The sequence below is a fragment of the Exiguobacterium sp. ZWU0009 genome (assembly GCF_000798935.2).
Classification (GTDB): Bacteria; Bacillota; Bacilli; order Exiguobacteriales; family Exiguobacteriaceae; genus Exiguobacterium_A; species Exiguobacterium_A acetylicum.
The window spans coordinates 1,872,053-1,898,379 of the sequence record NZ_CP018057.1; the positions used below are offsets into that span (position 1 = coordinate 1,872,053).

A 26,327-nucleotide genomic window follows, 5' to 3' on the forward strand; every position below is an offset into this window, starting at 1 on the left:
GCCCTTATTGTAAGAGCACTGCAAGCGCTTACTCAATCTTTCCTAGTTCAGTCTTTGTCCAAGAAGTTGGACAGATCGGAAAGAAGCCTGCCTGACGTGAAAAAAATCCCTGTCACTTCAGGAATGGAGTGACAGGGATTTTTCAAGTGTGACCAAGGAATTGATCAATGACCGTTCGAAACGTCCGATTTATAAGCAGACGAATCGTCTGTTCCTCCCCGAACTCGAATTGATCCATTTGTTCAGGGCTCTCGATGATTGCGGCACTGATCGAACTGAGTAATTCAAGCAGTTCATTCGAGGTCTCTTCCGGTGCGACCAAGACGAGGAGCCGTTCGACGGATTGTGACTGTTGATCCATTCCGAGTAAGTCGATCGGTTCAGGCAATTCAAAGATGAGGAATCCCCCTCGTTGGATCGTCGCATCGCGTCCGTGAAACAGCGCAAGCCGTGTTCCCGGAATACCGAGACCTGACATCTCATGACGACGCAACAATTGTGTCGAGAGTGATACTGCTGATTTCGCTAATCCTTGGTCGACCATGCGCGTACTGATCTCAAACAATAGCGATTCAATCCCATCGCCTACTCGCTCTAACCGTTCCATTCGGAATCCGTCCGATACTTGAATGGACGACGCAACGAGCCGATGCAATTGCTCAAGATCAAGCCATTCCGTTTTCGTCTTTCGCGGTGCCGGCTGAAAGGATTTAGGCAAGGCGAGAATTAATTTCCGGATCCGTTCGACCTCATCCTGAGGAAGCAACGGGTTGACAAGAAGATGTGGTGGGCGGATGTCAGGTAACGGTACAGTCGACAAAACGAAGTCGTACGAGTCGATCGGTAATCGTTCGATACCAAACAGCGACGAGTTATCGATATGCTCGAGTTCAGCGAATTCTTGACGCAACCGATTCATCAGTAACTTTGAGGAACCAAGTCCAGCAGAGCAGACGACTAATACGCGATAAGGTAGTTTCGGTGTCGGTTTGCTGAGAACGGCCCCGAAATGCATGACCCAAAATGCTAAATCGACGTCTTCAAATGTCGCATCGGTGAAGATCGATAGCGCTGCTTGTTTGACCGCATCAAACAAACGTGGATATTCCCGTTCAATTTGTTTGATGACATAGGACGGATTGACGCTATTTTGACGCGTATACGATTGAATATGCGAGACGAGTCCGCGTTCTAGCGCAAGGTCCTTCGTAAAGTTCGTTCCGTATAATAAGGAGACATGTTCAATCAATCGTTTTACACGAAGGCGTGTGACGAGTTCCTCCGTATCTCCTGCGTCCGATTGAAAGAACGCGCGCAACTCTTCTGATAACCATTGACGTTCGGAAATCGACAATGTTTCAGGTAATCGCTCTTCGACGCGTTCCACCCATTTGAGGATTTCGACCGGATACGCTTTTAACTCATATCGCATTGGAAACGGATCTTTGCGCAACGCTTGTAAAGCTAAGCTGAGTGTCGCGCGCATGATTTGTCGATCATTGAGACGCCCTTCTTTCGTCAATGGCGCAATGACCGCGTACGCTTGATTGATCATCTCAAGCCAGGATGTTCGGTTCATGCGTAACAGATGGGGTAACTGATCGGCGTCTCCTTGTAACAATCGATAGAAAGCGAGAACATCCCATTGCGTAAAGATCAATGAGATCAATAAGCGTCGTTTGTTGATCTCTTCACCGATTATTTCGGCACCAATGCCTTTTTTGCGTTTGATTTCAAGGTCATATTGCAGAAACCACTCATCGATTCGCTCTAAATCCTGGCTGACCGTGCTCGGTGCCACATACATCGCATGGGCGATTGCCTGTAATTTGACCATCCCGTTTTCTTGCAGTAGCCGATACGCTAACTCGACTTGGCGATCTTCAGCGTTCGGTAATTGTTTATGTGACAACAGTAATTGGTCCCGTAATGCGTGTTTGGATTCGTCTGTTCCTTCAATTAACAGACCTCTACCGCGGACATATGTCAAACGCAAATCATGATCTTCTAAAGACTGGGCAAGACGATCACGTTCCCGCTGAATCGTTCGTTCCGACGTCTCGAGCGTTTCGGCGATCTCTTGTATTTGAACAGGTTCTTCGCGTGATAAGAGGAAAAATAAGATATCATGTTCCCGTGGTGTGAATTCAGTCATGCAGCCTCACTCTTTTCTGCCAAGATTCGAGGACGACGTCATATGCAGTCGGATCAAGAATCCGATCGACGGGATGAACAGAACAATGTGCTTTCCATACATGTCGATGGACGAGTTGTGCTTCTCCGACGATAAAAGATGCCTGATCAGGTAGTTCTGCGATCCGACATGTCTTAACGTCTGTCGTAATACCGAATTCAAGTAAGCGCTTTCTTAAAATCGTAGCACCCATGACACTACTCGCCATTCCACTCTCGCATACGAAATAGATGATTTCTGAATTCATCTGTCATATCTCCTCTTCATTTTATAAGAATAGCAGAAATATTTTCGGTGTTTCACCTTGAAACAAAATCAATAGTTATTTTTGAACTGGCAGATTTCTTTGCCAAACACAAAAAAGCCTGGATTTCTGATGATGCCAGAAATCCAGACGATGTGATTTAGCCTGTTTGTTGCATTGCTTTTAAATAGTGTCCGACAGCTTCCGCTACTTCACGACCTTCGCGAATCGCCCAGACGATCAATGATTGACCACGTCTTGCGTCACCTGCAGCAAATACGCCTGGTCGGTTCGTCGCGTAACGCGTCGTCTTGATTTTCCCGCGTTCCGAGGCGACCGCTAAATGTTCGAGTACATTCTCTTCGACACCACTGAATCCAATGGCGATCCAGACTTGATCGACTGGGAAGTAACGATCGCTCCCTTCGATTTCCTCAAAGATCACTGCACCCGATTCATTTTTTGTTTTCGTCGTCTGAATCGTCCAGACACCGGTGACTTGACCCGATTCACTTGTTGTGAATCGCTTGATGGCGATCAAGTATTCACGAGGATCCCGACCGAATTGTTGAAAAGCTTCTGCATACCCATAATCGATTGAGTAGAGTGACGGTGTATCCGGCCACATATTTCCTGTCGCACGCGTCGTACCTGGTTGTTCATGTTTACCGAATTGGACGACGGAGCGACAGCGTTGACGGAGTGCTGTTGCCACACAGTCCGCTCCTGTATCGCCTCCACCGATGACGAGAATATCTTTATCTTTTGCATCGTGATCAGGAGACAACGGTTCTTGCGAGAGCACGTGACGTGTCACCCCTGTCAAATAATCCATCGCATAACCGACTCCACGCGTTGGCGCTTCCGTTAATTTGCGCGGTTCCGTCGCACCGACACATAAGATCACCGCGTCATACTCCGCTTCAAGTGTCTCGAGAGTGATATCTGCGCCGATCGTGACGTTCGTCCGGAAGTGAATCCCTTCCGCTTCAAGCAAATCAACACGGCGCTGTACGACCTCTTTATCGAGTTTCATGGCTGGTATACCGTACGTGAGTAATCCGCCAATCCGATCTTCCCGCTCAAAGACCGTCACTTGGTGACCGGCTTGATTCAGCTGATCGGCAGCCGCAAGACCGGCAGGACCAGATCCAACGATGGCAATCGAGCGTGTCGATCGTCTTGCTGGAATTCGGGGCACGACCCATCCTTTTTCAAAGCCGATGTCGATGATCGTCCGTTCGATATCTTTGATCGCGACCGCGGGTTCATGAATCGACAACGTACACGATCCTTCACATGGCGCTGGGCAGACGCGACCCGTGAATTCCGGGAAATTGTTAGTCTCAAGAAGGCGATCCAGTGCCTCTTGAAAACGTCCTTCTTCTACGAGCAAGTTCCATTCTGGAATCAAGTTATAGACTGGACAACCAATCTTCACTTGATCAAATACTTCCCCTACATGGCAAAACGGGGTGCCACAATCCATACATCGACTTGCTTGTTGACTCGCTTCTGCTTCCGTCAAAGCCGTCTTATATTCTTTATAATCACCCACCCGTTCGTTTGGATGTCGTTCCGTCCCACCCGAACGAGCAACTGTCATGAATTGATCGCGTCGTTTCATCGTACCCCTCCTGTTCTGCGCCCTAGATGTGTCTCGAATGCGAGCAACATCGCTTCTTCGGTGTTGTGTCCTTGTTTTGCGAAATCAGCCATCAACGTCGTCACTTTCTCATACGTCGAAGGAATGACGCGGATGAACGAATGAATGACATGATCCCAGTTCGCCAGAATCGCATCGCCCTGTTCACTTCCCGTCCGTGCGACGTGACGTTCGATGAACGTCTTCAGTCGCGCAATCTCTTCGACATGCGTGACAGGTCCCGTCGTGACGAGTTCGCGGTTGACGCGCTGTAAAAATTGTTCAGGATTACGCGGCAAGACATAGGCGACACCACCTGACATACCAGCAGCAAAGTTTTTCCCGACATCTCCAAGGACGACGACGGATCCACCGGTCATATACTCGAGTCCATGGTTGCCGATTCCTTCAACGACGGCGACGGCTCCACTATTTCGAACGGCAAATCGCTCACCTGCTTGACCGTTAACATAGAGTTCTCCACTCGTCGCTCCGTAAAGCGCAACGTTACCGATGATCGCTTGATCGGACGAAACGAACGAAATCGAACGTGGCGGATGAACGGCGATGATACCTCCGGACAATCCTTTCCCAACGTAATCATTCGCTTCTCCCGTAACATCAAGCGTTATGCCACGTGGTAAATAAGCGCCTAAACTTTGTCCGGCAGATCCATTTAGTTCGAGTTTCAATCGATCCGTCGGAAGACCCAGTGCCCCAAACCGTCTGGTCAGCATAGCACCTGTCTGCGTTCCGATCGCCCGGTCTGTATTTTGAATCGTTAACCGTAGCGTCTGAGGCTGACTGAAATCTGCCGCCTCTAAATACGGCGAGATTTCACGAGCGTCAAAGGAACGCTCGACATGATGCTGTTGTTGTTCAGCCGGACCGTGTGTCACATGGACGAGGAGACGCGAAAAATCAAGACTCTTCGCTTTCCAATGCGTCCGTTGTCGCTCCGATGGTTCGAGTAAATCCGTCCGACCTACAAGATCTTGCAGTCGTCTTACACCGAGTTTCGCTAAATGTTCTCGTACTTCCTCAGCGATGAACGTCATGAAATGGACGACGTCATCGGCAGATCCTGTGAATTTCTTACGGAGCTCTGGATCCTGTGTCGCAACACCAACAGGACACGTATCGAGATGACACGCACGCATCATGATACATCCGACGGCAATGAGCGGTGCTGTCGCAAAACCATACTCATTCGCTCCTAACATCGCAGCGAGGATGACGTCGCGACCGGTCAATAGCTTTCCATCGGTTTCAAGAACGACACGCTCGCGTAACCCGTTTAATGTCAAGGTTTGATGGGTCTCAGCTAGACCAAGTTCCCATGGTAGTCCGGCATGTTGAATACTCGTCTTCGGCGAGGCGCCTGTACCTCCGTCATGTCCACTGATGACGATGACATCTGCAAGCCCCTTCGCAACTCCAGCCGCAATCGTTCCAACGCCACCTTTTGCGACAAGTTTGACGCTAATCCGAGCTTGATCGTTCGCACGTTTTAAGTCATGAATCAACTGTGCCAAATCTTCAATCGAATAGATATCGTGATGTGGAGGTGGGGAAATCAATCCAACACCCGGTGTCGATGCACGCACTCGCGCGATCCACGGATAGACCTTTTCACCAGGTAATTGACCGCCTTCACCAGGTTTCGCACCTTGTGCCACCTTGATTTGTAATTCGTCCGCGTGAACGAGGTAATGACTCGTCACCCCAAAACGACCAGAAGCGATCTGTTTGATCCGACTCATCCGGAAGTCACCATTTTCATCGCGCTCGTATCGTTCCTCCTCTTCACCGCCTTCACCACTATTACTTTTACCACCTAAGCGGTTCATCGCGATCGCAAGCGTCTCGTGCGCTTCTTTTGATAAAGAGCCGTATGACATCGCACCCGTCTTAAAGTACTTGACGATTTCGCTGACAGGCTCGACTTCTTCGATTGGGATTGCCGTCGTCTCCTTGAATGTCAACAGATGTCGTAGCACCGTTGCCGGTTCCTCCTGAATGCGTTGTGCATACTTTTGATAGAGTCGGTAATCATTCGTCCGGCATGCGTGTTGCAACAAATGAATCGTTGCTGGGTTAAAGGCATGATGTTCTCCTGCTTGACGATACCGGAAGACACTGCCGGACTCCAGATGAATTCGATCGCCAGCAATCAGTTGTGCTCGTCGGACTTCTTCTTCCATCAGTTCAAGCGTCATCCCGCTCAATTGAGAGACCGTACCAGTGAAATGCTGCTCGATGACGGCGCGGTCGATTCCGACTGCTTCAAAGATTTGCGCCCCCCGGTAGCTGAAGACCGTCGAAATGCCCATCTTCGACATGACTTTGACGACGCCTTCCGTAACTGCTTTTTGGTAACGTTTGTCTACATCCATAAAACGATCCCCTACCGCTTCTTCAAGCGTCGCATACGCCAGGTACGGATAAATCGCATCCGCTCCGTATCCGATCAACGTCGCGACATGGTGGACTTCACGAATTTCTCCACCTTCAACGATTAAGCTGAGATTTGTACGTAATCCCTTACGGATCAGAGCATGATGAATCGCACTCGTCACTAAGAGGATTGGCATCGGCAATGTGCCAGGGCGTACGAGGCGATCCGATAACGTCAATAATTCATATCCGTTTCGTGCAGCGGTTACAGCCTCATCAACGATCATGCCAAGCGCTTCTTCAAGTGAATCGGTGAACGTCGCCGAAATCGTTTTTTGCTTGAGCCCACAATGTTTGAGCGCATGGGCTTCGTCTGGTCTTAGAATCGGCGTCTCTAAGCGAACACGACGACAGTTCGCACGGTTCGGCGTCAGCAGCTCCCCTTGTCGACCTAACCATGTTAGCGTCGAGGTGACGATCTCTTCGCGTAACGCGTCGATCGGTGGATTCGTGACTTGAGCGAACAGCTGTTTGAAATAACGGAACAAGGATTGAGGGCGTTCACTTAAGACTGCTAGCGGTATATCCGTCCCCATCGCGCCTAACGGATCCTTTTGTTCTTCGACGAGCGGTATCAGGTATTGATCGATATCTTCACGGGTATACCCGAAGTGTCGTTGTTTCGTACCAAGATCGACGAGCGTTTCCTTAAAGTCGTTACTTGAGAGGGACACGACTTCTTGAGCGAGCCACTCCGCGTAGGGGTGCCGTGTCGCTAGCTCCCGCTTGATTTCTTCATCTGCAATCAACTGACCGGACGCAAAATCGAGTAAAAGCAGTTCACCCGGTGCTAATCGTTTTTTGTACAGAATGTCTTGTTCACGAAGAGGGAGTACTCCTGCTTCTGACGACAACATGAAGTGACCATCGCGTAATAGAACATATCGCGCCGGGCGTAGACCATTTCGGTCAAGCGTCGCACCAATCTGTTTCCCGTTCGTAAAGACGATGGCAGACGGACCATCCCATGGTTCCATCATGCTGCTGTGGTACTCATAATACGCGCGCTTCGCCGGTCTGATTTCGGCATGTTCGAATGGTTCCGGTACGAGCATCAGTGCTGTCTCAGCAAGCGATAGACCTGACAGATGAAGAAACTCAAACGCATTATCAAGCATAGATGAGTCGCTACCCGTCTCATCTAGAATCGGTAACACTTCTTCTGCCCGATTGCCGTATGTCGTCTCAGCCAGTCGACGTTCGCGACCGCGCATTGCCCGGATGTTCCCTTGTAATGTATTGATTTCGCCATTGTGAATCAAATAACGGTTCGGATGGGCACGTTTCCAGCTTGGGAACGTATTCGTACTAAAACGCGAATGCACGATACCAAATCCTGATTGATAGCGCTCGTCTCGTAAGTCATCGAAATACGCGCGCAATTGATCCGTCGTCACAAGTCCTTTGTAAACGATTGTTTCACTTGAGCTACTGAGGACGTATTGTTCAAGACCGAGTTGTTCTGATTCACGCTCAAACGCTCGTCGAATCAAAAAGAGCGTTCGTTCGAATGTCAATCCTTCCATCGCCTGTGCACCAATGAAGCATTGACGAATGACTGGCTCCGTGCTGCGTGCACCCGATCCAAGCACTTCGGACTGAACAGGTACGGTTCGCCATCCCAATACGTCTTGTCCTTCCGTCAAAATGATTGACTCTAACGTTCGCTCGAGTCGCATCCGTTCCCGTTCCTCACGTGGTAAGAACATCATGAAAACGCCATAATCCCCTTTTTTAGGGAAGGAAATGTGACGAACTGTTTCACGAAACAACCGATCTGGTAATTGCGTTAAAATACCCGCTCCGTCTCCCGTCTTCGCATCGCTTCCTTGTCCACCACGGTGTTCCATTTGACAAAGCATGGCCAATGCATGTTCAACGATTTCATGACTCGCTCGTCCTGTTTGATGTGCGTAAACCCCGATCCCGCACGCATCATGTTCCATACGAGGGTCGTATAATCCCTGCTGTTCAGGGTATTGATGAAATGTCATAGTAGCACTCTCCTTGCCTTCTTAATTTTCTGTATATTCAGTTAAATTATACTTTACACTCTTTTATGTTTATTCGCTACTATGCATAATCACCATTTCGCGCAACCTCTGAAGCCATAATTACCATATATCAACATTGATAACGCTTACACAAACTTGGATATTCATTCAATATTTTTTTTGGCTGATTTCTACACTTTGTGCGCGTATTACTTTGCCCGAACATATGATTCCGTGGTATTTTTAACTATGAATAGAGTTATTTGATCATGGAAATAAAGAGAGGAATAATACGATGAAAAAAACAATGCAATTTACGGGTCTCTTGATCGCAGGAAGCTCGATCTTATTAAGCGCATGTGGTCAGCAAGAGGAAAAAGCAACCGCATATGACAAGATTCAAAAAGAAGGAACGATCGTCGTCGCTACAGCTGGTACACTTTATCCGACATCTTATCATGAAGAGAAGAACAATAAGTTGACTGGATTTGACGTCGAAGTCGTTAAAGAAGTAGCAAAACGCCTTGATTTGAAAGTGAAATTCAAAGAGATGTCATTCGACGGTATGTTGACAAGCGTCAATACAGGTCAAGTCGATCTTGCCGCTAACGACATTACGATCACCGATGATCGTAAAGAAAAATTTGCGTTCTCAAAACCATATAAATATACGTATGGTACGGCAATCGTCCGTAAAAGTGATTTGTCAGGCATCAAATCTCTCGAAGATCTAAAAGGAAAAAAAGCTGCCGGAGAAGCAACAACGACGTATATGCAGATTGCTAAAAAATACGGTGCAAAAGAAGTCACTTACGATAACGCGACGAACGATCAATATCTTCGAGATGTCTCAAATGGTCGCACAGACGTCATCTTGAATGATTATTACTTGCAAACACTCGCTGTCGATTTCTTCAAGGACTTTGATATTACGATTCATCCTGATATCGCTTATAATCCAAGTCAGGTTGGTTTAATCATGGATTTAGATAACAAGGAACTTCAATCCAATATTAACGAACAACTCGATAAGATGAAGGAAGACGGCACGTTAAAGGAAATTTCCAAGCAATTCTATGCCGGAAAAGATGTCTCCCAAATGCCTGACGTCAAAACGACGATCGTCGATGTGAAGTAACGATGTCTTCGATTGATTGGCGGTCCGTCTTCAATCCGGAATTGGCGGTCGAATCGTTTCCTTATATTTTGAGTGGACTAGGGCAGACGTTATGGATTTCCTTGCTTAGCATGGCCATCGGTCTCGGAATCGGGTTAATCCTTGCCCTTTGTCGTCTGTCTCGCCTTCGACTTTTACGTATCGGAGCTAGCGCCTACATCTCGTTCATGCGAGGTGTCCCGATTCTCGTATTGCTGTTCATGTTGTATTTTGGGCTGCCGGTCATCAATATTCAATTGAACGCGTTAACCGCAGCAATTACCGGTTTTAGTTTGAACAGTGCTGCGTACATGGCGGAGATCATTCGTTCTTCCTTGCTATCGATTGATCGTGGTCAGGAAGAGGCGGCGGCGTCACTCGGTTTATCCAGATACCGGACATTTGTTGGCATCATTTTGCCACAAGCGATTCGAATTGCTATCCCACCGCTTTCAAACGTCTTGCTTGATCTGGTTAAAGCTTCATCGCTTGCTGCCATGATTACAGTTCCTGAGATTTTTCAAAAAGCAAAAATTGTTGGTGGGCGCGAATTCGATTATATGACCGTGTATTTTGTTGTTGCGTTCATTTACTGGGGTATCTGTTCTTGTATCGCAGTCATTCAAGAGATTCTCGAACGACGTTTTGCGCGGTATCTGTGATTCATTAATAAACAGTTATACGAACAGGCGATGGACATAGTCCACCGCCTGTTTACTTTCTTTTTTGATATATCATATCGTCAGCCTTCTCGATACATCGTTAAAAAGTGTTCTAATTGTCTTGGTTGTAACGGGCGATGGAAGAGATATCCTTGCAATGTATGACACCCTAATCTCTCGAGCAATGCCGCCTCTTCTTCTAATTCAATCCCTTCAGCTACGATTGTCATATCTAATCGCTTCCCTAACTGAATGATCGTTTCGATCATCGCTCGTTTCTTCTCAGAATGAATGGCTTCTTGAACGATTTCTTTTGGAATCTTCAATTGATCGAACGGTAACTCCACTAAGGATTGCATCGATGAAAAGCCCGTTCCGAAGTCATCGAGCGCAATCCGGATCCCATACAAATGGAGTGCGTTTAATGTCTCGATGATTTGCTCTGTTCCTTCAATGAAGATGTGTTCTGTCATTTCGATTTCGAGTAATGACGGAGGAAAGCCAGACTGTTTTAAGATCGCCAATACGCGATCCGTAAAATCAGATTGGCGTAATTCCCACGGCGAGACATTCACAGAAATTGTTAACGGCTCCTTGCCTTCTTCCAACCATGCTTTTCCTTGGAAACAAGCTTGACGCATGACCCAAACTCCTAATGTCTCAATGAAACGTGTCCGCTCCGCGAGTGGAATGAACTCGTTTGGTGGAACAAGACCATATTCCGGATGATTCCATCGAATTAATGCTTCGACTCCTGTAATTTGACGAGTTCGTGCATTGACCTGAGGTTGAAATAAAATAAAAAAGTCGCGATCCAGTTCTGCATCGTACAAGTCGCGTGTTAACTGAAGCGCCCGCTTTCGTTCATTTTGTGTCGCTAAATCTGTAATCGCATACGTATTTTTCCGATTAGATTTAGCAGTTAACAAGGCAATCTCCGCATCATTAATGACATGGTCCGTCGTTTCGTCATTCACATAGGAAACACCGATACTTGCAGTGACGTTAATCTGTTTAAAATCAATTTGGACGCGCTCTGATACACTCGATAATATATCGTCACAAAGAGTTCGCGCATCGTAATGGTTTGGTGCATGTAGTAAAAAAGCACTTCCACTCGCTTTCGCAATCGTACAATCCGGAAAGCGATTCATCAACCGACGACCAATGATATGCAAAGTGCGGTCACCTGTCCGGTAACCAAAAGCATCATTGACGGTTTTAAAATCATCCAGATCAACCAGACAAATCATGTCGCCTTCTCGCTTCTTCTTGTCCACTTCTATGACAAAAGAAGAACGGTTTGACAAACCTGTCACAGAATCCGTAAATGCTTGTTCTTGTAAACGGGCTAAGTAGTCAATATTACGCTCAAGACGAGTGACGTATTGATTATGGATCAATAAACTTATGATCGTCGCAATCAAGATAAGTCCAATTCGCGCAATATGATCGGATGCAAACAGCGTAACACCCTCTAGTGAGGGAGTCTGATACCAAATATAGAGGAGAGAGAGCGTCGTGATGCTCGTCGCGTATAACAACATCGTTCGGTTAATAACGACGAGAGACGCTAAAATAAACAGTAATGCGCATGCCCAAACGGACTGAACACCTCGATCAATGAATGGATAATAAATATAAGGAATCAATAAAAAATACTCGACATCATATGGGGTTTTAAACGATCTGACAACGAGCTTTTACCGATGAAATACTGCGCGATTCCAGCACTTGCAATGACGGTCGCTCGCACCCAATCGTCACCATCTAAACCGGAGCGACTAAATGTATTCGCCACGATGTATAAAACGGCACCACAACTCGTCAACACAAAAATGATCATCCCGAACAACTGATAATTTGCCCGAATTTCTCGATGATATTGCAGACTATTGGAAGAACGTCGCTGTGTATTCACCGCCATCCCCTCTTTCTAGTTCCTGTCGTTTATTTTCCTTATCAGAACCAAAATAAAACCTGAATTTTCTAAAAATAATAAAATAATGGGAAGTCATGATTTTGAGCGGAATGGGAATAGATAAGTATAGAAAGGAGTAATGTTTATGTCACACTTACTATTCATTGAAGCGAACGATAGCACACATCAAAAAAAAGGCATTAGCTCTGAATTGAACGATGCCTTTTTGAACGCGTATCGCGAATCACATCCGGATGATGCAGTTACGGTTTTGAATTTATTTGAAGAACGTCTTCCCTTTTTCGATTTGAAACTTGCGAGCGCAGCAGGTCGTCTCTTTAAAGGCGAAGAATTGACTGGAGAGGATGCGACTCATGCTCAGCGACTTCAAGAGTATTTAAACGGGTTTTTAGACGCCGATAAGGTCGTCTTCTCATTTCCGATGTGGAACTTGACGGTTCCGGCACCACTGCACAATTATATGGATTACCTTGCCCAAGCTGGTCAAACGTTTCGTTATACGGCAGAAGGTTCGATTGGGCTTGTTGAAGACAAACAAGTGCTGTTGATTCATTCACGTGGTGGTGATTATTCGACGAAAGAGAAAGCATCGAGTGAGCATTCTGTTCGCTACATGCTCGATTTATTAGCATTCTTTGGCATTGAAGATGTATCGACTGTCATTCTCGAAGGACATCAGCAATACCCGGAACGTGCCTCTGAATTAATCAATCAAGCGCTTCAAGAGTGCCGACAATTCGGTCGTGAGTTTTAAGTGGGGAAGAGAACGTACTCTGCATGTTCTTCCAGAAGTATTTTTTCATGAAGTGGCATATTAAATGCTCGAAAGACGGAATAGGCCATCGTAAAATCGCGTTGGATAGCTGAAAGATCGCCATTCAGTTGTTGAGTGAAATATCCTCGCTGATAATAAAAGTGACCTAAAAAATGACCATCTTCTATTTGAAGACTCTCTTGAATACCTTGTTCGGTGATTTTTAGACCGGCAAGGTATTTTTTTTGCATTAATAGTTGTTGTCCATAATTATATAAAATCTTGATTCGAACTTTTTTCAATTCAACGGATGGATAATTCGAATGAATCAATGTTTGAAAGATAGCCTCCGCTAAATCGAAGTCACCATGTTCAACATACAAATTTGCTATCGCCATCTGAATTCTTAAATACAGAGTAGCTGATTCAAACCAAAGGTGTTCTTTCTTGAGTAATCGTTCGAGCGATTGAATGGCTTTTTGGTAGTGAAGTTGGCCACTTTTTTCTTGAACGATGACTTGATAATATGCTGCTAAGTCACGAACTTCCTCAAAATCTACTGTTGAAAGAATATGTTCGATCATCTTTAAAGCATCGACGTATTGAATAGTGCGCAATAGTTCTCCTAATTGCTTGTCATACGATTGAAAAACATCACTTCGTAAATGATCTTGAAACAACATCGACAATGGTACCTTTAATCGTTTTGCGACTTGTTGTAGCAAATCGATGGTGGGTGAGTTTTTACCATTTTCGATTTTACTAATTTCAGCTTGGCTACAAATACCTTCACACAATTCTGATTGTGTAATCTTTTTTTCTTTTCGAATTCTCTTGATTTCATAACCAATCGAGACGGGTAAGTGATCCATTATATCTTCCTTTCTTTCACTTCCATCATCACATTTGAAAGTGGAGAAATTGTTTTTTACCTTTCAAGACTAACGCGGCATGATTCTCATTGCCAAAGGCAGTAAAAAGAGAATAGGCATGAGTAAACGCATCACGGATATCACACTTTCGATAATTCAATTCTTCATAGAAACATCCTCTTTGATAAAAGAAATGTCCTAACATCGCTATATCTTTTCGTTCGATGGATAAACAAATCCCTTGTTCAGCAACCTGTAGTCCTGTTTTAAAGTCATTTTGAAAATACAACTGTTGCGCATGATTATATATGATTTTACACTGTAATTTTTTAAGTGCATGTGTCGAATAATCATACGATAATAACCCTTCATATATTTTTCGCGCATATGGATATTGACCGTTCAAGTAATAATAGTTCGCGACCGACATTCGAATACGTAAATAAAGAACAGGATACTCTATTTCCATTTGATGTTCATCCGATAAGCGAAGCAATTGGGAGATACATGTCCGGTAATCGATATCTTTTTTACCTTCGCGAGCAACCCATTCAAAATAATGAATCAATAATTGAACGGAAGGAGGAAGACTAGGTGGTAAACGTTTCATAAATTCTAGCATTTCATCATAACGACGTTGCCTAGAAAAGTCCGACAGTTGTACGTCATAGTCATGAAATAGCTTTACTTCATTTGAATCGATGAAGATTTGTCCCATTGAAATATGTAATTTTTGAGACAAACCTTGAACAAGATCGATGTTTGGAATTATTTTTCCATTTTCAATCTTACTTAACTCCGCCTGGCTACATACATCTTTTGCCAATTCTTTTTGTGTTAAATTTTTTTCGATTCGTAGTTGTTTTATTTGTTTACCAAATGACTCGATACGCAACCTTCCTTCCCCTTTCTTGTATTTTTTTGTAGTAATCTTAGTCCAGTACAGATTGTAGAAAAGAACGTTTCGTCCTTAGAACGATGGTAGCGTATTGTTTCATCTGAAAAGCAGAAAATAATTCATACGCCATCGTATAATCCTGTTTCATCTGCATAAAATCCGTATCCATCCGTTCATGAAACTCGCCACGTTGATAATACAAGTGCGCTAAATAGGAAGTCTGTCTCAATTGTCGACTGAGCTGTATGCCTTCCTCGATGATACGAAGACCCTTTTGAAACTGATTCATTTTATATAATAATTTTGCATAGTTATAAAGGATCTTTAGTCGTTCACTCTTTAGACCGCTGATTTCTGTAGTGATGCGCAGCACGTCATCATATATTTTTTCTGCCTGTTGGTACTGTCCACATTCCGCATATAAAATGGATAATGCCATCTTGATTCGAAAGTAAAGCACCGGATCTTTCACCCATAAATCCTCTTGGTCCATCCATCGCGTAAATAAAACGGAGGTCGTTCGATAATCAACTTGTTTTTTTCGATATGCAATCACAATTTCATAGTAGATCATTAATCGTCTTATTTCATCAGAAGACTCACTTACTGAGATTTTTTTCATTTCATGAAAACATTCATCAAAAGCATTCTCGCGTAGTAAGGTACTAAGTTTTTGATCAAGGATATTTACCTGCTCCAATTGATGTTCAGAATCGCTCTTTAATAGTTCTGATATAGGAACACGAAGTACTGTTGCGATGAGTTGTAATAATTCCACAGTCGGCATCGTCTTCCCGTTCTCGATCTTACTAATTTCAGCTTGACTACAAATCCCTGCACTCAGTTCTTTTTGCGATAAGCCATTCAATTGGCGAAAAAATTTTAGTTTTTTACCAATTGGATGTTCGTCCTTCATCTAATCACCTCTTTAAAATAAACGAGTTGTACTTTTCATGAAAAAACCTTCTTGTTTACCAAGAAGGTCACGTATCCTTTTTATTAATACTCAAAGGTGAACAACATATACGGTTCCTTCATGCGAAGAATCATCTCTTTCCTCACGTCGTGCTCAAATGCATGAAATAGTGCATAGGCGACTGAATACTGTTTTTGGAGTGACTTTTTTTTCTCACCTGAATATTCATCATAGTGAGCGAGTTGATAATAAAAATGACCGAATAGAAATGTATGATTATATTTCAAGCATAACTCATATCCTTTTTTGGCGATGACGATACTTTCCTTAGACTTCCCTTGATACTCAAGAATCTGACAATGATTAAAGTAAATTTTCAAGAGTGCATTTAGATGAGTAGTTGACTGAAAAACTTCGATTTCATTTTCTAATTCCTGATACACGAATTCCGTCAAATGAAATAGATCCTGTTCTGAATACATATTCGCAATCGCCATTTTGATTCGAATGAACAAATCAATAGACTGAAATTGCACTTCCTTTTCAATCAACAAGTTGCTGAGCAGACTTGCAGCTGTTCGAAAATCGATTTGATTTTTCTTTAGTTCAATGATCGTTTTGATATAGCTTTTTAAAATGTCGATTTCGACGATGCTAACCTTTTCTTGCTGGTGAATTCGCTCTAACGCCTCTTTATATTTCTCTTCTCGAAGCAAATCAGATAAGAATCGATCTAGTTGAAAGAACTTTTCCTCATCGCTATGTTCTTGAAACAACAGAGAAATGGGAACTTGCAGTCTTATAGCCAGTTGCTGTAATAAATCAACGGTCGGTGAATTTAAGCCGTTCTCGATTTTACTGATTTCAGCTTGGCTACATAAATCAGCGCATAGTTCTTTTTGGGTCATTTGCTTTTCGATACGAAATTGTTTAATTTTTGTGCCAATCGATGAAGTTAAAGTATTCATCTCCATCGTTTATTCACTCACTTTCATTAATCGGAAATAAGAGGTGTTCGGAAAAATAGGTTTCAAGGATTTTTAGATAAGAGTGATTCTGAGTAGCAATGAAAAAGGAATAAGCGGTCGTATATGCTTCCTTTGTTTCTGATTCAGATGCTTGTAACGCCTCTAATAAAATTCCTTTTTGAAAATAAAACTGTCCAAGATACGTTAAATCCTGTAATTGTTTTGTCTCTTCAATGACCTTCTCAACTTCCTGAAGCCCTTCTTCGAATCGTTCAAACTCTACTAAATTACGTATAAAATTATACATGATTTTCATTCGGATTTTTTTATACTCTCTTGTTTGATAAGGTAAGTCTAATAGTTCCTTATAAATTTGATGGGCACGACTATATTCTTCGTGGTTCGTATACAGAACAGCAATCACCATCTGAATTCGTGTATAGAGAAGAAATGATTTTTCTTTGACCTGTTCCTGTCTGACAACTTGTAATAAGGAAGCGATACATGTCCGAAAATCAATATTTCCTCTTTCATATTCTAGTAATTCTTGATGGTAGCGAATTAAAATTTGAGTTTCGACCGCATTGTTGACTTTCTCATATATCGCTAAGTCTTTTGCCATATCTGAGTAAGTTTTTTCACGTAAATGCCGAATCATTCGTTGGTCTATTTCATTTAATTTTTGCGAGACGATTTCATCTTCAAAAAACAATGAAATCGGGATGCGTAGTCTTCGACAAATCTGCTGTAACAAATCAATCGTTGGGGAATTTCGACCATTTTCGATTTTACTGATTTCAGCCTGACTACAAATTCCCTCACAAAGTGCTTTTTGTGTCATTCCTTGTTTTTTTCGTTCTTGCTTGATCTTATCACCAACAGATTGAATGACTGGATGCATGGAGGTCACTCCTCAAATCAAAAATATCGAACTCATGAAAAAAGTCTTCCGTTTCAAGTATATATCACTTGAGACGGAAGACGTGACTATGCTTCCGGCGAGAATCGAACTCGCACTGCAGCATTACCATTGCTGAGGTCTGCCATTAACCTACGGAAGCTTGCAAAACCTGATTCTAGTATAACTTATAGAAAAAGACAAAACAAGAAGTCGATGCTTTTTCAGCTCAACTTCTTGTCACTAATTTACAATGTAGTTTTCGTTAGCGAGTTATCATAAACGACTAAAACTGAATAATGTTCATCCGCTTTAGACGCAACGAATGTTGAAAATTTTAATGTAATGATGGCGTTCGATCCGACCCCATTATTTTCAAAAAAGTCATTTAGTCTTTCCTCTAATTCTTCAGGCGATCGCCCGACGACTACTTTAGAATGCAACATGATCATCACTCCGTTCCGTTATGGTAGGTTCGAGTTTAGTAATTTCCTTATCGAATAAAAGTTAAACCTTTATTTTTTCGACTTGCCCCACTCTCTCCCTATCCGCTATGGTGAAATGGAGTCATTCAATTATTGAAGAACAGGAGTGAAGTCTGATGGAACAAATCAATTTCGATGAAACGATCGAGAAACGAAATACAGGATCCGTCAAGTGGGACGGGCTCCCTTCGCTGTATGGATCAGATGAGCTGATTCCGATGTGGGTTGCCGACATGGACGTCCGTCCACCACACCATTTGACAGAACGATTGACAAGACGTGCAGCTACAGGTCATTTCGGTTACTCGATGTTTGAAGACGAAGCAAAACGAGCGATTCAGCATTGGTTTCAAAAGCGGTATGACGTATCAATCACTACTGATTCCATTCTTTATTCAAGCGGTGTCGTTCCTGGACTTGCGCATACTGTCCTAGCATTGACTGAACCAAGTGATGAAATCATCATCCAAACACCGGTCTATCCTCCATTTCATCAAATCATTCAGTCTAATCAACGACAACTCATTGAAAGTCCGCTTCTTTTAGACGGTGAGACGTACCAGACCGACTTTCCACTTCTCGAACGACAAATGCGAACAGCACGTATGATGATTCTCTGTAGCCCGCATAATCCAAGTGGTAAAGTCTATCCGAAAGAAGAATTACAACAAATCGTCGAACTCGCGAAGCGCCATGATGTTTACCTTGTATCCGATGAGATTCATGCGGACCTCGTCTATACAGGTTCCGTCCACACGCCTATTCTTGGTTTGGATTATGAAAAACTCATTTTAGTGAGTGCACCATCCAAAACGTTCAATATTCCGGGTCTATACGCGTCGTATTTGATCGTATCTGACATTTCGATTCGACAACAGATCGAGCGTATCCAGCAACGTCATTTCGTTCACCCGAATGCATTAGCTTCGACTGCGATTACAGCAGCGTATGGTGATGTTGCGAGTGAACAATGGCTTTCACAATTACTTGTTTATTTAGAAGGAAATCGTGACCACGCCATTCGTCGGATTCGCCAAGAGATGCCAAAATTAGACGTTGTCATTCCAGAAGCAACTTTCCTGTTGTGGATCGACTTCAAAGCACTCAAACTAGATAGTAAAACACGAGCAGATTGGCTCGTCAAGGAGGTCAAAATTGCCCTAACGCATGGTTCTTCGTTCGGATCTGGTGGAGAAACATTTGAACGTTTAAATATCGGGTGTCCTCGTGCACAATTAGATCAGGCACTAGACCGCTTAAGCGCTGCATACCAACGGTTTTGGACAAATTAACATGACACGAATGATCCTAATTCATTAGGGTCATTTATTTTTTGTTGAATTATTCTGAATATTTTAAATTGATGAACTTCGACAGGGACTAAAACCGTCCCAACCCCTTAAGGCACTAGGCGTGGCGGCACTTTTTATGAAATTGACGTGACTTGCAAAGTCGTTTTATCCCCTGTAAGGTGGGGAACATATCATTTGGCGAACTGGTTAATACGTACTTGATCGCTGAAAAAACTATTGCATTTGGAGGATTTAACTTTATGACGCAAGAATGGATTTCGATCATCCTGTATCTTGTTCTCATGTTGGCAATCGGTTATTTTGCCTACAAGCGAACGACGAATACAGAAGATTACATGTTAGGCGGACGCGATCTCGGTCCAGGTGTCACAGCACTTTCTGCTGGTGCATCGGATATGAGTGGATGGATGCTCATGGGACTTCCCGGCGCCATGTATGCAACAGGTGTATCAGCCCTTTGGCTCGCACTCGGTTTATTGATTGGATGTTACGTAAACTATATCGTACTCGCACCACGTTTCCGTCTCTATACGGAAATGGCGAACGACTCGATTACGATTCCTGATTTCTTAGAGAATCGTTTTGAAGACAAATCACGCGTGCTTCGTACTGTATCAGCACTCGTCATCATCATTTTCTTCACGTTCTACACATCAGCTGGAATCGTATCTGGCGGAAAATTGTTCGTCAGTTCATTCGGATTTGATTACCACTATGGTATGCTCTTGACGATTGCGGTCGTAATCGCCTACACGTTATTTGGCGGTTTTCTCGCAGTTAGTTGGACCGATTTCGTCCAGGGCTGTATCATGTTCATCGCACTCGTTCTTGTACCGATTGTCGCATTAACGGACGTCGGTGGAATCGATGGTGCATACAACTATGCTGAAAAATTAGACCCTTCGTTGTTTGATCCACTCAAAGGAACAACTGCACTTGGAATCATCGGATTCCTTGCCTGGGGACTTGGTTACTTCGGTCAACCACACATCATCGTCCGCTTTATGGCGATTCGTTCCGTTAAAGATTTAAAAAGTGCCCGTCGTATCGGGATCGGTTGGATGTTCGTCTCAATCATCGGTGCGATGATGACTGGTCTTGTTGGGATTGCCTATTTCGAAGGACAAGGCAATGGACTGGGTGATCCGGAAACAGTCTTCATTCGTTTCTCGGATGTACTATTCCACCCGTATATCACAGGATTCTTAATGGCTGCGATTCTTGCAGCAATCATGTCGACGATTTCATCACAATTGCTTGTTACTTCAAGTGCGTTGACAGAAGATTTTTATAAGACGTTCTTGAAAAAAGATGCATCAGATAAAGAACTCGTCTTAACAGGTCGAATTGCCGTTCTTGTCGTTGCGATCATCGCAAGTGTACTCGCTTGGAATCCATCAGCGACGATTCTTGCACTTGTCGGTTATGCATGGGCTGGATTCGGTTCTGCCTTTGGTCCGATCATCTTGCTTTCTCTCTACTGGAAACGAATGACGAAACAAGGTGCACTGGCTGGTATCATCTCAGGTGCCTTGACAGTCATCATCTGGGTTCAACTCGGACTTAGTACGACGCTTTACGAAATGGTACCTGGATTCTTCACAAGCTTGATCTTTACGGTCGTTGTCAGCTTGATGACGAAACAACCGGTCAATGCCGTTCAGGAAACGTTTGAAGAGATGGAAGACGAATTAAAAGACGCTGTTCAATAATCAGCGAATAACGAGTAAGACCTCTGCCGGAAAATCGGCAGAGGTCTTTTTTGACTTACAGTTCAATCACACCATAATGCAACTTCGACGACTTCCGCTTTGTTCGTTCGAACCCAAACCGTTCAAATAATGGGCTCTCATAATGTGCTTTTAAAACGATGCGCTGACGTGCCACACGCTTCGCCTCCATCATCGCTTCTTCGGATAAGGCTTCATAATTCGCAAGCGTTCGTAAAGCGTCGAGGTGCGTCGATTCTTCGACGGTCTGTTCGAACATGGGGTCAAAGTAGATGACATCAAAAGAATGATCCGGACATTCTTTCAAATAGGCAAGATGGTGTTTGACTTTCACTTCAATTCGTCGCATTGCTTGATTGATCGGTTCGTAGGATTCTTCCCACCGTTTTAATCCGTTCTTGACGACAAATGCTGTCTCAATCCGGCTCTCTAAACCGATGATCCGCCCCCGCTCTCCGATGGCATGACTCATGACGATCGCATCTGCCCCGAGTCCAAGCGTACAATCTAACACATGCATCCCTTCCGATAAGCGTCCGATTGAAACTAGTGGATCTCCTCCACCTGCATCAATTTGTTTGATGCGAAACACCGCACTTGAAGGATGGAAAAAGAACGATGTCGTCTCGCCTAGTGGATATAAATCAAGCCGCTGTTTATCGACGACAAGCACCGGTAACCCTGTCTCCTGTTGCAAGTGTTCTATGCTTTTTTTCTGACGCACGACGTAGATAAAATGTATCGTTTCATCCGCTAACAACTGCTTCACACGATGATGTACGTCGTCAGTCGGACGAAGACATGTCGTCAGTCCAATGGTTGGTTTCATAATGTGTTCCTCCATAAAAAAATAAGCTAGCCGGAGCTAGCTCATTTCTTTTTCTTCAATAATCCTTCGATGTCTTCAATCAATGCTTTTTTCGAAATCAGATCTTCTTGCTTTTCCTGTTCGACTTTTGCATCGACCGTCGTCCGCTTCATGAGTGCTTGTAGCGTCTCATCGATGCTTGACTTCAAATGATCGCGGTCTTCTTTATTAAGGGAAAGATCATGTTGAACTTCATCCCCTTGTTCATCTAATTGGCGTAAGCGTTCCGTCAATTGTTTCGCTTCACGATTCAAGTCCGAATACAATCGTTCGATTTGCTCTAGACGCAATTTGATTCCGTCACGTTCTGTGAACACGTTTTCCAGCCCCTTCCAGTATGCAGTTGTCTACATCATTACTTTACCATATTCCGAGGTAATTAAAACAATCACAAGATGATTACAGAATGACTTTTTTCAGATTTCTTCCTGCGGATCGATTCCAGTTAATTTTTGCAATTGCACGAAGGGTATCGCTATAATGTAAACGAAGCATCAATTGGGATGAGGGAGGATTTTGTGATGGAATTAAGACGTCGAACATTACGTCATGTCGATCAAGCTGAGTACGATCATTTCTTGAAGTATGGCGAGCAAGCATATGGACTGACTCCGCAAGAAATCAAAGGGTATGACCATGAGCTTGGAGAAGAGCGGGCTTTTGATTCCGTCGAGCACAGCTATCCTGAAGATTATTACTTTGATATCGTTGAAGCGGATACGATCCTAGGGCGGGTTCTGCTCTTAAAAATGGGTCACTACTTCCAACTCGACTTCATGGTGTTTGATCCCTATACGCGTCGGGGTCTAGCTACTCAAGCAGTTGCCGAAGCATTGACGTATTCTGGGGTACTAGATCGTCACGAAGTACGCGCGCGTGTCCTTGAACAATCACCACACGCTTCGTTTGCAAAACGCATTTTGGAAGCGAATGATTTTACGTCGACAGAGAACTATTACGTCAAAGGAAGACGTCGTCGGTACTCTCTGCAACGAATGGGCTAAAGACCGTCCGAAAGACCATGAAACTCATGGTCTTTTTTTAATGCCCCTCATCTCTTCGTCACCTTTGACAGTTGATGAATTTCAGCGTACAATTTTCATCTGTATGAACAGAAAGGAGTACATCTCATGAACGAATGGTTATGGATCCCTTCCATTTTTTTAACGATGGGATTATTGATTTTCAGTTATTATTTATTTGGTAAGACAGGATTGTTGATGTGGATTGCCATCGCAACAATCATTGCAAACATCCAAGTTACACAAACCGTCGATATTTTTGGTTTCGTCTTCACGTTAGGAAACGTCGTGTATGGCAGTTGTTATCTAGCGACAGACATCCTCAATGAAAAATACGGAAAACAGGTCGCTCGTAAAGGCGTCTATATGGGGTTCTTCTCCCTGATCACGACGACCGTCCTCATGCAGTTCAGTCTCTTGTATACACCACTTGCTGATAAGGCTGCACTCGAAACATCCGATTCCTTGCATTTATTGTTTGGACTCTTACCATGGATTGCTGTTGGTAGTCTTGCCGCTTATCTCGTCTCGCAACTATTCGATGTCTTTATCTATTCAAAGATCCGTCAGAAGACAGGCGAACGTAAGCTTTGGTTACGGACGACAGGGTCAACCGTATTAAGTCAATTGCTTGATACGTTGACGTTTTGTGCGATTGCCTTTCACGATATGCCCTTCTCCATCTGGTGGCAAATCTTCATTACGACGTATCTTGCGAAATTCGTCGTCGCTTGGTTCGCGACACCATTCATGTATTTAGCAAAACGTATCCACCCAACGAAACAATCGACAGACGCTGCTGCATGACCTAAAAAAAACTAGAAGACTTGACGAAATTGTCGGATAATGTGAGTGGAGGTGCCTACATGAAAATCAAACGGAATGAACCATTTCGATATACGCTGAAAAAACCAATAACAGGTGAATTTCATTTATTGAAAAATAACCAGCGTACTCCCAATGGACTGATGAAAATTCATAATATCTCACCGAACGGACTAGCAATCAGCACAGAACTAAAACTTCCACTTCACAAATCAATGAAAATCGTTGTTGAGTTCTCATTGATCGAGGGTCAAGAACCTTTATGCATCGAAGGTCAGTTATTGCATGAGAAGCCAGTGGGTCCCGAGAGACTGTATGGCATCCGCCTCAATCCGTCAACGACTGATCGCGATACGATCATCGCTCAGGTTAAACAAGTTGCTCAATTGGAACGATAATTTATTTAGCTGACTCAAAAGTCAGTCTCTACAAAGGAAAGGGTGGCAGAATGATGATCTGCCACCCTTTTCTCGTAAAAAAATGACGCGTCACACGCAACTCTTACAGGAATAAGCGCATTTATGCGCTTCAAAGACAAACAAGACCCGCTTTCCTGCTTGAATGAAGCAGGAAAACCGGCTTGTGTCTCGCCTGAGGAAAGGGCGTGAAAAGACGCGTCATTCTTTTTTTGAGTCAGCCCTCTGTTTTGTGCCTAGATGAATCATCCTTCAAACGTACGGAAGACGACGGCTTCGTAAGGTCGAAGCGTGAGTTCGTCGGTAACAGCGGACCCATCATAGTTTCCGATGACCCGGTCTGACGTATCATGCGTAGACGGAATGTTCACATCATGATCCGCAAACGAACAGTAAACATACCATGTCTCCCCTTCAAGCGTCCGTGAGTAGGCGTATACTTCCGGATGATCTTCGAGTAAGAGTTGATAGCGACCATACACAACGAGTTCATGATCATGTCGTAGACGAATCAACTGTTGATAGTAATAAAAGATGGACTGCTCATCTGCAAGCGCCTGTTCGACGTTGATTTCCGGATAGTTTGGATTGACCTTCAACCATGGTGTTCCCGTCGAGAAACCAGCGTTCTCCGACGCATCCCACTGCATCGGAGTTCGAGCGTTGTCACGTCCTTTAATATGAATCGAGCGTAACAGTTCGGCCGGTGATGCGCCTTGTTCCGTACGTTCTTTCCACATGTTTCGAATTTCGATATCTTCATAGTCCGCGATGTCTTCAAAAGCGACGTTCGTCATGCCGATTTCCTCGCCTTGATAGATATATGGCGTCCCTTTTAACAAATGCAACAATGTAGCAAGCATCTTAGCTGACTCGACGCGGTACGTCGTGTCATTACCGAATCGACTGACGACACGGGGTTGATCGTGGTTGTTCCAATAGAGCGAGTTCCAGCCCGTCTCATGTAACGCCGTCTGCCACTTGGTGAAATTTTGCTTGAGTTTAAGTAAATCAAACGGAATGACGTCCCACTTCCCATTCGGACCTGAATCGAGATCCATATGTTCGAACGTAAAGACCATGTTGACCTCTTTACGTGCCGGATCTGTATATAGAATGGCATCATCCGTCGTCGCTCCTGGCATCTCACCGACTGTCAGGACATCGTATTTACCGAAAGAGGCTTCATTCATTTCGTGTAAAAATTCATGAACACGTGGTCCATTGATATAATGTTCTCCACCATCTCCATACAATGCTCCTGGATGGACCGTCGCATCTGGTAGTCCAGGTGTCTTCGAAATCAAGTTGATGACGTCCATTCGGAAACCGTCAATCCCTCGATCCAACCACCGACGAATCATCCCGTACACATCGTGACGCATCTGTTCATTTTCCCAGTTCAAGTCAGGCTGCTTCTTCGAGAATAAGTGAAGATAGTATTCATTCGTTGTTTCATCATATTCCCAGGCAGGTCCAGAGAAAATCGATCCCCAGTTGTTAGGTAGCGAACCGTCCGGATTTGCTGGGCGCCACATGTAATAATCCCGATACGGATTGTCCTTGCTTTGACGCGATTCCGCGAACCACTGATGTTCATCTGACGAATGATTGATGACGAGGTCCATGACGATTTTGATATCTCGTGCATGTGCCTCATCTAGAAGACGATCAAAATCATCCATCGTTCCGAATTCCTTCATGATGGCTTCATAATCACGGATGTCATAGCCATTATCGTCGTTCGGTGAATCGTAGACAGGACTTAGCCAGATGACGTCGATACCAAGCGTCTTCAAATAATCCAACTTTTCGATGATCCCATTCAAGTCACCGATTCCATCCCCATTTGAATCATTGTAACTACGTGGGTAAATTTGATACACGACACTATCATGCCACCATTTACGTTCCATCCTCAACACTCTCCTCTTTTATGTACGTAACGTGCTACAATATTGAGCAAACGATTGCATCAATTTGTAAAAGCGCTTTCAATTCTCACAACGTCATCTTAACATGTCCATGAGAGGTGCTCAAGCAAGAACCTCTACATATTTGATATCAT

General features: G+C 44.0%; 22 protein-coding genes and 1 tRNA gene. 8 read left to right on the top strand and 15 right to left on the bottom strand.

What is annotated here, in order from left to right:
* Positions 1-142: 142 nt before the first annotated feature.
* The 4 genes from L985_RS09940 to gltB form a co-directional block, all read right to left on the bottom strand.
* On the bottom strand, positions 143-2,155 hold the full coding sequence (locus L985_RS09940) for a BglG family transcription antiterminator (RefSeq protein WP_047395559.1): 2,013 nt from the start codon (positions 2,153-2,155) through the stop codon (positions 143-145).
* Positions 2,148-2,441, bottom strand: coding sequence for a PTS sugar transporter subunit IIB (locus L985_RS09945; protein WP_047395556.1), 294 nt, complete (start codon positions 2,439-2,441; stop codon positions 2,148-2,150). Before L985_RS09945 ends, L985_RS09940 begins: the two co-directional genes overlap by 8 nt.
* 157 nt (positions 2,442-2,598) lie before the next feature.
* The gene (locus L985_RS09950) at positions 2,599-4,065 is read right to left on the bottom strand and encodes a glutamate synthase subunit beta (protein ID WP_047395553.1); all 1,467 of its coding nucleotides are present in this window, start codon (positions 4,063-4,065) and stop codon (positions 2,599-2,601) included.
* Complete coding sequence (gltB, locus tag L985_RS09955; protein WP_047395550.1) at positions 4,062-8,534, bottom strand: glutamate synthase large subunit; 4,473 nt, start codon at positions 8,532-8,534, stop codon at positions 4,062-4,064. The genes L985_RS09950 and gltB overlap by 4 nt, the downstream gene beginning before the upstream one ends.
* A gap of 295 nt (positions 8,535-8,829) precedes the next feature.
* On the opposite strand from gltB, the gene L985_RS09960 reads away from it, so the two are divergent.
* Both L985_RS09960 and L985_RS09965 read left to right on the top strand, forming a co-directional pair.
* Complete coding sequence (locus tag L985_RS09960; RefSeq protein ID WP_029341943.1) at positions 8,830-9,672, top strand: transporter substrate-binding domain-containing protein; 843 nt, start codon at positions 8,830-8,832, stop codon at positions 9,670-9,672.
* A gap of 2 nt (positions 9,673-9,674) precedes the next feature.
* The gene (locus L985_RS09965; protein ID WP_029341944.1) at positions 9,675-10,352 is read left to right on the top strand and encodes an amino acid ABC transporter permease; all 678 of its coding nucleotides are present in this window, start codon (positions 9,675-9,677) and stop codon (positions 10,350-10,352) included.
* Positions 10,353-10,432: 80 nt separating this feature from the next.
* On the opposite strand, the gene L985_RS09970 is transcribed toward L985_RS09965, so the two are convergent.
* Complete coding sequence (locus L985_RS09970; RefSeq protein ID WP_235609829.1) at positions 10,433-12,004, bottom strand: putative bifunctional diguanylate cyclase/phosphodiesterase; 1,572 nt, start codon at positions 12,002-12,004, stop codon at positions 10,433-10,435.
* On the bottom strand, positions 12,001-12,273 hold the full coding sequence (locus L985_RS17175) for a hypothetical protein (protein ID WP_235609830.1): 273 nt from the start codon (positions 12,271-12,273) through the stop codon (positions 12,001-12,003). The genes L985_RS09970 and L985_RS17175 overlap by 4 nt, the downstream gene beginning before the upstream one ends.
* Before the next feature lie 145 nt (positions 12,274-12,418).
* Here L985_RS17175 and L985_RS09975 point away from each other — a divergent pair, with 145 nt between their 5' ends.
* On the top strand, positions 12,419-13,048 hold the full coding sequence (locus L985_RS09975) for an FMN-dependent NADH-azoreductase (RefSeq protein ID WP_047395547.1): 630 nt from the start codon (positions 12,419-12,421) through the stop codon (positions 13,046-13,048).
* Here L985_RS09975 and L985_RS09980 read toward each other — a convergent pair.
* From L985_RS09980 to L985_RS10005, 6 genes are all read right to left on the bottom strand, one after another.
* Positions 13,045-13,920 (bottom strand): helix-turn-helix domain-containing protein, encoded by an 876-nt coding sequence (locus L985_RS09980; protein ID WP_047395544.1) that lies wholly within the window; start codon positions 13,918-13,920, stop codon positions 13,045-13,047. The two genes, L985_RS09975 and L985_RS09980, sit on opposite strands and share 4 nt — an antisense overlap.
* Positions 13,921-13,948: 28 nt before the next feature.
* The gene (locus L985_RS09985; RefSeq protein WP_047395541.1) at positions 13,949-14,815 is read right to left on the bottom strand and encodes a helix-turn-helix domain-containing protein; all 867 of its coding nucleotides are present in this window, start codon (positions 14,813-14,815) and stop codon (positions 13,949-13,951) included.
* Between the two features lie 37 nt (positions 14,816-14,852).
* On the bottom strand, positions 14,853-15,734 hold the full coding sequence (locus L985_RS09990) for a helix-turn-helix domain-containing protein (protein WP_047395538.1): 882 nt from the start codon (positions 15,732-15,734) through the stop codon (positions 14,853-14,855).
* Positions 15,735-15,817: 83 nt separating this feature from the next.
* Positions 15,818-16,702, bottom strand: a complete 885-nt coding sequence (locus L985_RS09995) for a helix-turn-helix domain-containing protein (RefSeq protein ID WP_158513347.1) — start codon at positions 16,700-16,702, stop codon at positions 15,818-15,820.
* A 13-nt stretch (positions 16,703-16,715) separates the two neighbouring features.
* On the bottom strand, positions 16,716-17,603 hold the full coding sequence (locus L985_RS10000) for a helix-turn-helix domain-containing protein (protein WP_047395535.1): 888 nt from the start codon (positions 17,601-17,603) through the stop codon (positions 16,716-16,718).
* Between the two features lie 89 nt (positions 17,604-17,692).
* A tRNA-Thr gene (locus L985_RS10005) sits at positions 17,693-17,763 on the bottom strand.
* A gap of 438 nt (positions 17,764-18,201) precedes the next feature.
* On the opposite strand from L985_RS10005, the gene L985_RS10015 reads away from it, so the two are divergent.
* Together L985_RS10015 and putP are read left to right on the top strand one after the other, a co-directional pair.
* Positions 18,202-19,377, top strand: a complete 1,176-nt coding sequence (locus L985_RS10015) for a MalY/PatB family protein (RefSeq protein ID WP_052169492.1) — start codon at positions 18,202-18,204, stop codon at positions 19,375-19,377.
* Positions 19,378-19,637: 260 nt separating this feature from the next.
* The gene (gene putP / locus L985_RS10020) at positions 19,638-21,110 is read left to right on the top strand and encodes a sodium/proline symporter PutP (protein WP_047395531.1); all 1,473 of its coding nucleotides are present in this window, start codon (positions 19,638-19,640) and stop codon (positions 21,108-21,110) included.
* A gap of 55 nt (positions 21,111-21,165) precedes the next feature.
* On the opposite strand, the gene L985_RS10025 is transcribed toward putP, so the two are convergent.
* Together L985_RS10025 and L985_RS10030 are read right to left on the bottom strand one after the other, a co-directional pair.
* Positions 21,166-21,957, bottom strand: a complete 792-nt coding sequence (locus tag L985_RS10025; protein ID WP_231925629.1) for a class I SAM-dependent methyltransferase — start codon at positions 21,955-21,957, stop codon at positions 21,166-21,168.
* Positions 21,958-21,998: 41 nt separating this feature from the next.
* A complete protein-coding gene (locus tag L985_RS10030) occupies positions 21,999-22,313 on the bottom strand; it encodes a hypothetical protein (protein ID WP_023468579.1) in 315 nt (104 codons plus the stop codon).
* 204 nt (positions 22,314-22,517) lie between these two features.
* On the opposite strand from L985_RS10030, the gene L985_RS10035 reads away from it, so the two are divergent.
* From L985_RS10035 to L985_RS10045, 3 genes are all read left to right on the top strand, one after another.
* A complete protein-coding gene (locus L985_RS10035; protein WP_047395528.1) occupies positions 22,518-23,000 on the top strand; it encodes a GNAT family N-acetyltransferase in 483 nt (160 codons plus the stop codon).
* A gap of 126 nt (positions 23,001-23,126) precedes the next feature.
* Positions 23,127-23,825, top strand: a complete 699-nt coding sequence (locus L985_RS10040) for a queuosine precursor transporter (protein ID WP_029341956.1) — start codon at positions 23,127-23,129, stop codon at positions 23,823-23,825.
* Between the two features lie 59 nt (positions 23,826-23,884).
* Positions 23,885-24,241 (top strand): PilZ domain-containing protein, encoded by a 357-nt coding sequence (locus L985_RS10045; RefSeq protein WP_029341957.1) that lies wholly within the window; start codon positions 23,885-23,887, stop codon positions 24,239-24,241.
* Positions 24,242-24,504: 263 nt separating this feature from the next.
* Here L985_RS10045 and L985_RS10050 read toward each other — a convergent pair whose 3' ends face one another.
* A complete protein-coding gene (locus L985_RS10050) occupies positions 24,505-26,175 on the bottom strand; it encodes a glycoside hydrolase family 13 protein (RefSeq protein WP_047395524.1) in 1,671 nt (556 codons plus the stop codon).
* Positions 26,176-26,327: the final 152 nt, after the last annotated feature.

Coding starts and splice junctions, on each gene's coding strand:
- putP (WP_047395531.1), top strand. CDS start 19,638: ATGACGCAAGAATGGATTTCGATCATCCTGTATCTTGTTCTCATGTTG.
- L985_RS09975 (WP_047395547.1), top strand. CDS start 12,419: ATGTCACACTTACTATTCATTGAAGCGAACGATAGCACACATCAAAAA.
- L985_RS09990 (WP_047395538.1), bottom strand. CDS start 15,734: ATGAAGGACGAACATCCAATTGGTAAAAAACTAAAATTTTTTCGCCAA.
- L985_RS09950 (WP_047395553.1), bottom strand. CDS start 4,065: ATGAAACGACGCGATCAATTCATGACAGTTGCTCGTTCGGGTGGGACG.
- L985_RS10040 (WP_029341956.1), top strand. CDS start 23,127: ATGAACGAATGGTTATGGATCCCTTCCATTTTTTTAACGATGGGATTA.
- L985_RS09940 (WP_047395559.1), bottom strand. CDS start 2,155: ATGACTGAATTCACACCACGGGAACATGATATCTTATTTTTCCTCTTA.
- L985_RS10035 (WP_047395528.1), top strand. CDS start 22,518: ATGGAATTAAGACGTCGAACATTACGTCATGTCGATCAAGCTGAGTAC.
- L985_RS09945 (WP_047395556.1), bottom strand. CDS start 2,441: ATGAATTCAGAAATCATCTATTTCGTATGCGAGAGTGGAATGGCGAGT.
- L985_RS10050 (WP_047395524.1), bottom strand. CDS start 26,175: ATGGAACGTAAATGGTGGCATGATAGTGTCGTGTATCAAATTTACCCA.
- L985_RS09965 (WP_029341944.1), top strand. CDS start 9,675: ATGTCTTCGATTGATTGGCGGTCCGTCTTCAATCCGGAATTGGCGGTC.
- L985_RS09980 (WP_047395544.1), bottom strand. CDS start 13,920: ATGGATCACTTACCCGTCTCGATTGGTTATGAAATCAAGAGAATTCGA.
- gltB (WP_047395550.1), bottom strand. CDS start 8,534: ATGACATTTCATCAATACCCTGAACAGCAGGGATTATACGACCCTCGT.
- L985_RS09995 (WP_158513347.1), bottom strand. CDS start 16,702: ATGAATACTTTAACTTCATCGATTGGCACAAAAATTAAACAATTTCGT.
- L985_RS09960 (WP_029341943.1), top strand. CDS start 8,830: ATGAAAAAAACAATGCAATTTACGGGTCTCTTGATCGCAGGAAGCTCG.
- L985_RS10000 (WP_047395535.1), bottom strand. CDS start 17,603: ATGCATCCAGTCATTCAATCTGTTGGTGATAAGATCAAGCAAGAACGA.
- L985_RS10025 (WP_231925629.1), bottom strand. CDS start 21,957: ATGAAACCAACCATTGGACTGACGACATGTCTTCGTCCGACTGACGAC.
- L985_RS10045 (WP_029341957.1), top strand. CDS start 23,885: ATGAAAATCAAACGGAATGAACCATTTCGATATACGCTGAAAAAACCA.
- L985_RS10015 (WP_052169492.1), top strand. CDS start 18,202: ATGGAACAAATCAATTTCGATGAAACGATCGAGAAACGAAATACAGGA.